Annotated in this window: 11 protein-coding genes and 1 rRNA gene; 5 read left to right on the forward strand and 7 right to left on the reverse strand. The window is 44.2% G+C overall.

The features are described 5' to 3' along the window. From CLV31_RS11715 to CLV31_RS11745, 7 genes are all read right to left on the reverse strand, one after another. Positions 1-72: ribosomal RNA gene (locus CLV31_RS11715) — 16S ribosomal RNA — on the reverse strand; the annotation flags it as partial. Between the two features lie 502 nt (positions 73-574). After that, complete coding sequence (locus CLV31_RS11720; RefSeq protein ID WP_111393091.1) at positions 575-1171, reverse strand: 3-keto-disaccharide hydrolase; 597 nt, start codon at positions 1169-1171, stop codon at positions 575-577. Then, positions 1168-1932, reverse strand: coding sequence for a 3-keto-disaccharide hydrolase (locus CLV31_RS11725; protein ID WP_111393092.1), 765 nt, complete (start codon positions 1930-1932; stop codon positions 1168-1170). Before CLV31_RS11725 ends, CLV31_RS11720 begins: the two co-directional genes overlap by 4 nt. A gap of 5 nt (positions 1933-1937) precedes the next feature. Further along, a complete protein-coding gene (locus CLV31_RS11730) occupies positions 1938-3290 on the reverse strand; it encodes a Gfo/Idh/MocA family protein (protein ID WP_111393093.1) in 1353 nt (450 codons plus the stop codon). A gap of 114 nt (positions 3291-3404) precedes the next feature. Further along, a complete protein-coding gene (locus CLV31_RS11735) occupies positions 3405-4163 on the reverse strand; it encodes an ABC transporter substrate-binding protein (RefSeq protein ID WP_111393094.1) in 759 nt (252 codons plus the stop codon). Between the two features lie 79 nt (positions 4164-4242). Continuing rightward, a complete protein-coding gene (locus tag CLV31_RS11740) occupies positions 4243-5307 on the reverse strand; it encodes a M42 family metallopeptidase (RefSeq protein ID WP_111393274.1) in 1065 nt (354 codons plus the stop codon). Positions 5308-5345: 38 nt separating this feature from the next. Beyond that, the gene (locus CLV31_RS11745; RefSeq protein ID WP_111393095.1) at positions 5346-6929 is read right to left on the reverse strand and encodes an acyl-CoA carboxylase subunit beta; all 1584 of its coding nucleotides are present in this window, start codon (positions 6927-6929) and stop codon (positions 5346-5348) included. A gap of 195 nt (positions 6930-7124) precedes the next feature. On the opposite strand from CLV31_RS11745, the gene CLV31_RS11750 reads away from it, so the two are divergent. The 5 genes from CLV31_RS11750 (at position 7125) to CLV31_RS11770 (ending at position 10993) form a co-directional block, all read left to right on the forward strand. Further along, positions 7125-8066, forward strand: coding sequence for a Ppx/GppA phosphatase family protein (locus CLV31_RS11750; RefSeq protein ID WP_111393275.1), 942 nt, complete (start codon positions 7125-7127; stop codon positions 8064-8066). Positions 8067-8440: 374 nt separating this feature from the next. After that, positions 8441-9514, forward strand: a complete 1074-nt coding sequence (locus tag CLV31_RS11755; protein WP_111393096.1) for an Ldh family oxidoreductase — start codon at positions 8441-8443, stop codon at positions 9512-9514. 60 nt (positions 9515-9574) lie between these two features. Continuing rightward, complete coding sequence (locus CLV31_RS11760) at positions 9575-9790, forward strand: hypothetical protein (RefSeq protein ID WP_111393097.1); 216 nt, start codon at positions 9575-9577, stop codon at positions 9788-9790. Beyond that, positions 9790-10248: a nucleotidyltransferase gene (locus tag CLV31_RS11765; protein ID WP_111393098.1), complete on the forward strand. Its 459-nt coding sequence runs from the start codon at positions 9790-9792 to the stop codon at positions 10246-10248. Before CLV31_RS11760 ends, CLV31_RS11765 begins: the two co-directional genes overlap by 1 nt. 76 nt (positions 10249-10324) lie before the next feature. Then, positions 10325-10993 (forward strand): N-acetylmuramoyl-L-alanine amidase, encoded by a 669-nt coding sequence (locus CLV31_RS11770; protein WP_111393099.1) that lies wholly within the window; start codon positions 10325-10327, stop codon positions 10991-10993. Positions 10994-11055: the final 62 nt, after the last annotated feature.

An 11055-nucleotide genomic window follows, 5' to 3' on the forward strand; every position in this document is an offset into this window, starting at 1 on the left:
TTGCCGCTCGACTTGCATGTATTAGGCCTGCCGCTAGCGTTCATCCTGAGCCAGGATCAAACTCTCCATTGTAAAGTTTCTATTTTATAAGTCGTCCTACCGGTAAAGTATACCGGTAAAACCCCTCTACTCAGGTTATTTCTTTTTCGCCTTACATCACTTCAAAGAACTTGTCTCCAAACATTTTTGGAGCTGGTGGATTTGGATAACTTCCTATCCGTTTTCCTGTTTTTATTTCCCGTTCCTTCCGAACAGGGTTGCAAAAGTAAGAAGATCTTTTCACCCCGCAAGAGAAATCTGAAAATATTTTTTTCTTTTTCCCTCCAAGAATTCCAGAATCAGATTCTAATCCTTTCCTAATTCTCTTCTACTCCACATTTTCAATCTTACCCACGTGCCGTTCGCATCGTTTGGGAGTGCAAATATCTGAGGATTTTATCAGCTGGCAATACCTTATTCGAGAATTTCCTCAACTTTTTCCTAAGTGGCTGAAATTGAAAAGGAAATTTTTCGCCAAATAAAAAAGCCCTGCCAAAGAAATTAGCAGGGCTCTAAAGCTTCTAAATTTTGGATTTTACAACTTTTTCAAAACAATATTTCGCCAATAAACCTTGATCCCTCCACCATCATGAATCTGAAGGAGTACTCCACCTTTTCCTTGGCCTATTTTTTCATCTGAAAAATTAACCATCTCTACTCCGTTGACATAGGAAGTGACATTATCCCCCTTTACAACGATTTTCATTTTGTTCCACTCTCCAAACTTTAATGTTTTGTCCTTTTCTGGATCCGGCTTGATCAACCAACCTCGTCCATAAGACTCATAAATACCACCTGTATCACTGCCCGGAGGCGCTACCTCCACCTGCCAACCTGAAACTTTGGTTCCATCTACAGTAGAACGAATGAAAACGCCACTGTTTCCATTGGCTTCTTGCTTAAATTCAAGCGTGATTTCGAAATCATCAAAGTTTTCTTCAGTGCCCAAATAGCCATACCCTTTATCAGGACCGCTTTCAGATACTAAAAGACCATCCTGGACATACCACTTTTCGGTGCCGTAGATCTTCCAGCCCGTAAGGTCTTTTCCATTAAACAACTTTACTTTCTTTTGAGCAAACGACACTTGTGCTACGACAAGCATCAATGCAAGGAGGATGATTTTTTTCATAAGGGTCTAATTTTAATGTTTTTGAACCAAACAGGATCGCCATGGTCTTGTAATGCAATGAGGCCTTTTTTGGCAATTTTATAATCCGGGAAGTCATTCCACTTTCCTGAGTTTCTTCTCGCTGTCCAATCTTCTGAATAGGGAACAAACTCTACCGTCTTTTTTCCATTGAGCCAATAGCTCGCTCCTTCAAGGGAAAAGATAATTTTGGAGGTGTTCCATTCTCCTGCTGGCTTGACCACTCCTTCATAATCCGGTTCATACATCGCATAATCGCCTGCGAGTGATTGCCATTTTTCCAATGGCTGAGCAAAGCCCAATTGATCGATTACCTGATATTCCGGACCTGTGTAGTAAGGAGCCTTGTATTTTGGACCTTCCACTACATGATAGAAAACTCCTGAATTCCCGCCAGGAGAGATTTTCCAGGTAAATTCCATTTCAAACTCTTCAAACTCCATCGGACCAAAGACGATATCCCCACCAAAGTCCTCTCCACCTGTAGCTCCTAATCCTTTCATGGCACCATCTTCAATGATCCAATTGGAAGGAGTAGAATCCCCGTTGAAAGCTCTCCAGCCATCCATCGATGTTCCGTCAAACAAGAGCATCCATCCTTCAGCTTTTTCTTCCTCTGTCAAGGAATTATCGGGAACAACCACTTCTTCTACCACTGCCTCGGCAGTTTCTTCGGTCGCTTTGGGCCCACAGGAAAAACCTATTCCCAATAGCGCAATCCATACGAGATACTTTTCCTTCATAGTATTTATATTAATTTCATGTTTACAGGATCCCACTTGATAAACTTATCCTGGAAGTAGCTGTCGTTGCAAAGCAAAGCAGGTGCGGCTGCACGGAATCCAAAAACAGGATCCTCCGCTACAGTACCACCGGTGCGAATGGCTCTAAACCAATTTCCAAAATGGTCATAATGTGCTCCCTTCCAAGAACGCTCTGCTTTATAAGACATTTCACGGGGTGGAAGGATTTTAGCCCGCTCTTCTTCTCCGGATGCCGCCCTTAATTTAGCTTGTTCTTGCATAAAAGGATCATCACTTTCTGCGTTGCTGTTCAATTTGACCACCACTTCTTCCCATTTCACGTCCATGGAGCCTTTGGTTCCGACGATTCTAAGGTAAGTTGTTCCGGAAGTTCCATCCACAAAATTGCATCTGAGAGAAAGATTGAAACCCGGATGCTCGGGCGTATCAGGATAATCAAAACTTCCCAAAAGCACATCAGGAACTTCCCGACCGTCTTTCCAATATCTCAATCCGCCCAAAGAAGCAATTTTGCTTGGGCCTTTGGAATTGGTGATAAAATGCAAACTGGTGAAAAGATGAACGAACAAATCTCCTGACATACCGGTACCATAGTCCAGGTAATTTCTCCAGCGGAAAAACCGCAGTGGATCCCAATTCCGCTGAGTGGTATTGGAAATGTATCGCTTCCAGTCCACTGTTTTTTCATTTCCGTCAGCAGGCACGTTGTATTGCCAAGCACCTTCTGGCGACATTCTAGCCCAAAAACCTTCGGCGTAAACAATATCGCCGATTACTCCGGCTGCCAATAATTCTTTGGCCTTCTCATTTCCCAATGAAGAAATACCCTGCGAGCCGACCACCATGACTTTTCCTGATTTTTTCCAGGCATCGATCACTTCCTGACCTTCCTTTACAGAATGAACCATCGGTTTTTCGCAATACACATGCTTTCCGGCATTGAGTGCATCGATGGAGATCTGCTTGTGCCAAGAATCCGGCGTCCCGATAATTACCGCATCCACATCGGCTCTTTTGAGAATTTCTTTGTGGTCTTTGGTGAGGAACAGGTGATCACCCCACTTCTTTTTGGCTGATTCAAGCCGGCCATCATAGAGATCACAAACGGCTACAAGAGAGACATTGGCGTGCTGCAAAGCAGTATTGGTATCTTCGGTACCCATGATTCCCGCTCCGATAAGTGCAAGCCTTATAGGTTTGTCGGCAGCGTCCTCTACAAGTCGGTTGAGGTATTCTACTTGACCGGTTTTTGCCTCGGCCATCAGAGCAGGTGCCAAAGCAGCCGCTCCCGTAGTTAACCCCAACTTTTTGAGGAAGCCTCTTCGGTTATTCTTCATGTTAGCAAACAGGTTTAATGTTAGAGGCGAAAAGTTAATTGAATTTTTTAAAAAAGTCCCGAGAGGTAACTGTAATTTTTACAAATGGAAATCGATTCCCTTTTCCCTCTTTGTCTATAATCTTCGGAAATAGTCCGCAGAATGGACCAAACGACTTCCATACCATGAAAAAAGCTCTCCATCCACCAATTTGATCTGAGAATTGGGCAAAAGGGCGCGAAAAAAATCCAGGTGCTTTTCTTTAAACGGAAATGGTTCTGAACTCAAAAGCAAAAAGTCCGGATTGAGTCTTTTCAAATCTTCCTTTTCCAATACCGGATATCTTGGCTTATCGATCATGTTTTCAAATCCTGCTTTTTCCAACATCACATTAATAAACGTGTTCTCACCCGCAACCATAATGGGTTCATTCCAAATCAGATAGACACAGCTTCCCTTTTTGGGAATTGGTTGCTCAAAGGAAGATTTAATCTTATGAATGATTTCCTGAGACTGATTTTCTCTTTGAGTAAGCATTCCAACTTGCCGAATCATCTCATAATTATCCTCCAATGAAAAAATATCACTCATCCAGAAGGGATACTTTTCAGCCAACTGTTCGATCCCCTCCCGATCATTTTCCTCTTTATTACCGATGATCAAGTCAGGTTTTAGCGAATCAATCACCTCAAATCGGTAATTCTTTGTGCCTCCGACAATCGTTTTACTTTCTCTAAGATGTTTTGGATGGATGCAAAATTTGGTCACACCGACAATCCTTTCCTCCAAACCCAAATCCACCAAAAGCTCAGTCTGCGAGGGCACCAAGGAAATAATCCGCTCGGGTGGTTTGGAAAGAAATAGGTTTCTGTGGAGTTGATCGGTGAAGTACATGATTGAAAAAGTTAATTGGTATCAGTTATTGGGAAAAGCTAAACTATGCTTTAACCAATAACTGATAACCAAAACAGGATTAACTGATATATCTAAAATCAAAGCTTGGATCGAAGTCCACCAAGAAGGCATACATCAGATCGATCACCTGCTCGATATCTGCTTTGCTTGCCGTCTCCACGGTCGTGTGCATGTATTTCAACGGAAGTGAAATCAAAGCTGAAGGCACTCCCTCATTAGAATAGGCAAATGCATCGGTATCTGTACCGGTACTTCTGGAAGCTGCTGCCCGCTGGAAAGGAATCTCATTTTTCCGCGCAGCGGCTATGATCAAATCCAACAACTTCTTATGCACCGAAGCACCATAGGTTAACACCGGCCCTTTTCCGGCCGTCTGGTCTCCGCTCGTCACCTTATTATATAGAGGTGCAGTGGTGTCATGACACACATCAGTGATGATGGCCACATTGGGTTTGATGCGATGGGCAATCATCTCCGCACCGCGAAGGCCGATTTCTTCCTGAACGGCATTGACGATATAGAGGCCAAAAGGCAATTGTTTACCTGATTCTTTGATCTTTCTCGCCACTTGAGCGATCATATAGCCACCGATACGGTTGTCCAGGGCTCTGCCTGACCAGAATTTACCGTTCAGTTCGATCAGTTCATCTTGGAAGGTGATCACGCAACCCACATGGATTCCCATTTCCTCCACTTCGGCTTTGGACCGAGCCCCGACATCAATGAAGATATTATCCAAAGTCGGTGCATCTTCTTTTCCTTCCTTCCGCACATGGATGGCCGGCCAGCCAAAAACACCGGGGATAATGCCTTTGTCTGTGTGAATGTTCACCCGCATAGAAGGTGCGATCATGTGATCCGAACCACCATTTCTTCGAACATAGATATAGCCGTCATCTTTGATGTAATTGACAAACCAACTGATCTCGTCCGCATGTGCTTCGATGACCACTTTGTATTCTGCCCCGGGATTGATCACCCCAACGGCTGTTCCATAATTGTCAGTAAAATAGGTGTCCACAAAAGGCTTGATGTAATCCAGCCATATCTGCTGCCCTGAAGCCTCAAAGCCGGTTGGGGAGGCATTGTTGAGATACTTGTGTAAAAAGGAATTAGACTCCATTGAAAATTGAATTTTGGTGATTGGAAATTGAGAATTTTTCAAAGCGGAATATTCCCGTGCTTTTTTCTCGGCAGTTTGTCCACCTTGTTTTCCAGCATTTTGAAGGCTTTGATCAGTTTGATTCGGGTGTCAGAAGGGACAATGACTTCATCAATGAAGCCGCGATGGGCCGCTCGATAGGGGTTGGCAAACTTGGCGGTGTATTCATCCACCTTCTCCTGAAGTTTGGCTTCCGGATTTTCGGCTTCGGCAATTTCTTTTTTGAAAATGATCTCCGCAGCGCCTTTTGCTCCCATCACCGCAATCTCAGCAGTCGGCCAGGCATAATTCATATCCGCCCCAATGTGCTTGGAGTTCATTACATCGTAGGCACCGCCATACGCTTTTCGGGTGATCACGGTAATTCTTGGAACGGTAGCCTCAGAAAATGCATAGAGCAATTTCGCTCCATTGGTGATGATGCCATTCCACTCTTGGTCTGTTCCGGGCAGAAAGCCCGGCACATCTACCAAGACAAGCAAAGGCACATTGAAGCTATCGCAAAAACGGACAAATCGGGCAGCCTTCACCGAAGCATGATTATCCAATACACCTGCCATAGATTGAGGTTGATTGCCTACAATGCCTATGCTGCGCCCTGCAATACGGGCAAAACCCACCACAATATTATCCGCATAGTTTTCATGAACTTCCAGAAAAGACTCCTCATCAACTATACCACGCACCACATCCCGCATATCATAAGGGTGATTTGGGTTTTCTGGAATGATCGAGTCCAAGGATTTTCTGGATTCATCTTTTTTTAACTCATACGGATAAACCGGAGCCTGATCCTCGCAGTTTTGAGGAATGTAACTCAGCAATCTCTTGATGTGGCGTATCGCCTCCACTTCATTGGCGCAGGCAAAATGCGTCACCCCTGACTTAGTGCTGTGGGTCGAGGCACCTCCGAGTTCTTCGGCGGTGACTGTTTCCTGAGTCACTGTTTTCACCACATTCGGACCGGTCACAAACATGTAGGAGGTATTTTCCACCATCAGAATAAAATCCGTAATCGCAGGTGAATACACAGCGCCACCCGCACAAGGTCCCATGATGGCGGATATCTGAGGAATGACGCCGGAAGCCAAGGTATTTCTGTAAAAAATATCCGCATAGCCTCCTAGTGAATTGACGCCTTCTTGGATTCGAGCACCGCCTGAGTCATTCAAACCGATCACCGGAGCCCCATTTTTCATGGCCAAATCCATGATTTTACAGATTTTTTCCGCGTGAGTTTCAGAAAGCGAACCTCCAAAAACAGTGAAATCCTGCGAAAAAACATAGGTCAATCGACCGTTGATTTCACCATAACCTGTGATTACGCCATCGCCGAGGTAATGCTCCTTATCCAAACCAAAATCCTTGGCGCGATGCATCACAAACTTGTCGATTTCCTCAAATGTACCTTCGTCAAGAAGCAAATCGATTCGCTCGCGGGCGGTTAGTTTTCCTTTTTTATGTTGGGCTTCTATTCGGGATTTCCCTCCTCCAAGTTCAGCTTCAGCATTTTTCTTGGCCAAAAGTTCGATTTTCTCCGCATTGCTGGGAAGGGTATAAAGTGGATTTTTTGGGTCAGTCATATTCGGGATTTTCGTTCTGCCACCAAATATAGTCCCTTGAGTGGATTGGAAGATTGAAAAATTAGAAGAATGGAAATTGAAGCGCAAAAATTCGATTTACCTGTAATCTTATTCTTTTTCACGCGATTACTCCTTTCAACCTTGTACTTTTCAAAAACTTTCTATATTCGCCCATCCAAAAATTTTGGCAGAATTATGAGTACCAGAAAGGCCGCGGTGATCGACATGGGGACCAATACATTCCATTTGTTATTGGTGGAATTGAACGGTGTCGGTTTTAGAACACTTTACAAAGAAAAGATCCCGGTCAAACTCGGTCAGGGAGGTATCAGCCAAAATCAACTTGCCCAAGATGCCCAGAAAAGGGCTTTTCATACACTCAAACATTTCAAAAACCTGATAGATGGCGAAGGCATCGATCAGGTTTTTGCTTTTGCGACCTCCGCTGTCCGAAATGCGGACAATGGAGCTGAATTTGTTCAAAAGGTAAAGGAAGACATCGGCATTGAAATCCATGTGATCTCAGGCGAAGAGGAAGCCCAATTGATCTATGAAGGCATCAATCTCTCGGGCTCACTCAACGGTCACATTAACCTAATGATGGATATCGGTGGGGGTTCGGTAGAATTTATCATCGGAACCTCACAGGAAGTTTTTTGGAAACAAAGCTTTGAAATCGGTGGGCAGCGGCTGTTGGATGCCTTTCATTACCATGATCCGATTTTACCGGAAGAGGTGGAAAAACTGGAATCGCATTGCTTCAGCAAGCTTCAGCCTTTATTGGAGGCAATTGAAAAATACAAGCCAAGTGGATTAGTTGGGGCATCAGGTACCTTTGATACCTTGACCGATATCTACTACGAATCCATGCTGCAGTGCAAACTCACCGGTCAGCATGTTTTTGAATTGCCGACTTCTGAATTTGAGCGGATTTTTCAGATGCTCAAAACCAAAAACCGGGAAGAACGCCTGAAAATCCCCGGTATGATCGCCATGCGGGTGGACATGATCGTCGTGGCTAGCTGCCTGATCGAATTCATCCTGCGTTACGTACCCGTAGAGGCCATCGTTTGCTCGCACTATTCTCTGAAAGAAGGAGCCGTTTCCCGATTGCTCGCCGGCAAAGTGGCGGTTTGATTTTTTAATTTAGCCACAAAGGCGGCAAGTCACTAAAAAGTTGTAATTGTACCGATGTTGATTTTTAGGCTTTAGGCTATGTATATCCTTCTATGTTTTCTATGTTTCTACTGTGGTTTTAAAAAAAGAATCCAAAGTAGTTTTCTTCTAAGGCTGCTGGTCGCTCCAAAGTTTTATCACATAAAACAATTGATAATTCAATTTTTTACTAAAACATCAGCGTCGTCAATCACTTAGACAGAATTGGATTCTTAAAAAGTCAACATACTTAAAGAATCGAAAATCCTATAGGAGATTTTTAACCCTCCATTTAAAAATCATCTGTGCATCTGTGGCTTCACACCTTATCTTTGGGCCACTAAAAATACCCTCAAATGCAAAATTTCTCCTACGATCACCTGTACCGTTTCACTTTCGAGATGCTGACCAAAATTGGCTGTACGGAGTCCGATGCCAAAATCGCGACGGAAGTCCTGCTCTCAGCAGATCTGCGCGGAGTGGACAGTCACGGGGTAGCTAGGCTGAGCGGCTATGTGAGATTGTGGGAAAAAGGAAGAATCAACGCAACACCTAACGTCCGGGTAACCTACGAAACACCCTCCACGGCTGTGGTCGACGGAGACAGTGGCTTAGGTCTGGTCGTGGCACCATTTGCGATGAAAGTGGCCATTGAAAAAGCAAAAAATGTGGGAACAGGCTGGGTTTCGGTGAAAAACTCCAACCACTACGGCATTGCAGGCTACCATGCCATGATGGCCTTGGAGCATGATATGATCGGAATTTCCTTGACCAATGCAAGTCCTTTGGTCTCTCCTACTTTCTCTAAGGAGCGATTGCTAGGTACGAATCCGATTTCTGTTGCGATTCCCGCCAAAGAAGAGCCTGCTTTTGTCGCGGACATGGCTACGACGACTGCGGCAAACGGGAAACTGGAAATTCTCCAGCGCAAAGGTTTGGATACCCCAACAGGCTGGGTTCAGGATCGAGATGGAAATCCTACCACTTCAGCAAACGGGGTAAAAGACGGCGGTGCTTTGCTACCTCTTGGTGGAGACAGGGAGCACGGTTCGCACAAAGGCTATGCATTAGGGGCAATCGTGGACATTTTCTCAGCGGTACTTTCCGGAGCAAATTACGGACCTTGGGTACCTCCGTTTGTGGCATTCCTTGATCCTCTTCCCAACCTAGTGGGAGAAGGAATCGGCCACTTTTTCGGAGCCATGCGTGTAGATGCTTTCCGACCAGCCGATGAATTCAAATCCCACATGGATAATTGGATTCGTCGATTCTGCTCGGCAGAACCTACCCCCGGAAACGAAAAAGTTTTAATTCCCGGAGATCCTGAGCGGGAATTGGAAGCTATAAGAAGAATAGATGGAATTCCTTTGCTTGATCCTGTGGTGAAGGACTTGACTCAATTGGGTGAACGGTTTGGAGTGAAGTTTTGATTTCAGATTTCGGATTTCAGAATTTGGATTTCTTTAGCACGAATTTTCTAACTTCAAAACATGAGCGATTCCCCGAAAAAATTCCGACTTGACCGAACTGCTTTCGAAGCCAGAAATGCCTCAGAACAGGTTAATTATGGGAAAGTCTATCAAAACACAACTTGGCAAGAGCGACTTCGGATTCATCAATATTTGAATAGCATTGCCTATGGATACGATTTGGATAATCCGCCTCGAATGGACAAGACATTTTTTCAGATAAAAACCAGAAAGTAGTGGGGAATATCTTTCAAGATGATTTCAGGGATTTTCTAAATGCCCTTAACGAGCAGGGCGTAGATTACATTTTGGTTGGCGGATTTTCTGTCATAATTCATGGGTACTCCCGGACTACAGGAGACATGGATATCTGGGTAAGAAAAACAAAGGAAAACTACAGCAGGCTAGAAAAGGCTTTCTATCAATTTGGAATGCCCGTTTTCGATATGACCGAGTGGAATTTTTTACATCATCCTGAGTGGAATGTTTTTTCTTATGGAAAATCCCCTGTAGCAATTGACATCATGACTGAGGTGAAAGGGTTGGATTTTGACCAAGCTTTTAACCAATCCAAAATCTATGATGATGGGGGACTAAAGGTAAGAACCCTACACAAAAACGACTTAATTGATGCAAAACTTGCTTCTAAGAGGTCAAAGGATCTTGATGATTTAGAAAACTTAGAGAATTACTAACCCGTATTAAAGCCTCATTTTCCCTTTTTCTGCCTAGTTTAGTCTTGAATTTGCCCAAAGCCCAAACTGGAAGAAAATGAGTAGAAGTTCTCTGAGTATCCTAGCCCTTTTATTGGGAGCTAGCCTGTTTTCCTGCAGCCCAAAAGCTACCTTTCGCATCATCGACAAGCCCATTACCTGGAATGCAGAACGGGAAAAACTCTCCATCCAATACCTGAAAGACCGACACGGTCTGGAAAAAGCCATCGCTACCATCGAACCCAAAATGGTGGTCGTTCACTGGACAGCTATCGATAACATCGAAGTGACTTTTGATGTATTTAATCCTCCGACCCTTGGTGGACGGGCAGATTTGACTGGAGCAAGCAATCTGAATGTATCCAGCCAATTTTTGATCGATCGGGATGGGACAATTTTCAGGCTTTTGCCTGATACCACATTTGCGCGGCACGTTATTGGCTTGAATTACCTAGCTATCGGAATTGAAAATATCGGTAGCGATGAAATGCCCCTGACCAAAGCACAACTTGAAGCTAATGAACTATTAATCCGGCATCTTAAAAAAAAGTATCCCATAGACTATGTAATCGGACATCATGAATATCAAAATTTCCAAACCACCGACCTTTGGAAAGAAACCGACCCCAACTACCGAACCGTCAAAACCGATCCCGGAGACAAATTCATGAACCAACTCAGAAAAAAATTGACTGACCTTAATCTTAAACCAGTGCCCAAACTCTAACTCATCGCTGTGATCTGGGTCTTCCTCGCCGTGGGCTGTGCCCACACAGACCACTAAATCAA

It is taken from the genome of Algoriphagus aquaeductus, assembly GCF_003253485.1.
In the GTDB taxonomy this organism is placed as follows: Bacteria; Bacteroidota; Bacteroidia; order Cytophagales; family Cyclobacteriaceae; genus Algoriphagus; species Algoriphagus aquaeductus.